Origin of the sequence: Brachybacterium tyrofermentans (assembly GCF_014897585.1) — a bacterium.
GTDB classification, from domain to species: Bacteria; Actinomycetota; Actinomycetes; order Actinomycetales; family Dermabacteraceae; genus Brachybacterium; species Brachybacterium tyrofermentans.
On record NZ_JABUXW010000107.1, the window covers coordinates 1 to 383 of the forward strand.

Sequence of the window (383 nt, forward strand, 5' to 3'; positions counted from 1 at the left end):
ACGGATCACCCCCTACCTGTGAACACCTCGCTTACACAGACAAGTTGACAGGCCCACAGCTGCCAGCCGACCACGCGGCGGGAGAACACGTCGATGACGAACGCGGCATACACCCAGCCGGCGAACGTGCGGCAGTAGGTGATGTCCGCGACCCACAACTGGTTCGGAGCGGTCGCGGTGAAGTCACGTTCGACCAGGTCAGGACGATCATCCGGGCCACGACCGGAGATCGTGGTGCGCGGGCCCTTGGCCCGGCTGATACCACGCAGCCCTGCGGCGCGCATGAGCCGCTCGACCGTGCAACGCGCCACCGAGATGCCCTCCCGCAGCAGCTGGGCGTGGACCTTCTTCGCCCCGTAGACGCCGAAGTTCGCCGCATGGAC

At 66.6% G+C, this 383-nt stretch carries 1 pseudogene; it reads right to left on the minus strand.

Annotated elements, in window-relative coordinates:
- Window positions 1-56: 56 nt before the first annotated feature.
- Window positions 57-383: pseudogene (locus INT49_RS20935) on the minus strand (IS3 family transposase); the annotation flags it as partial.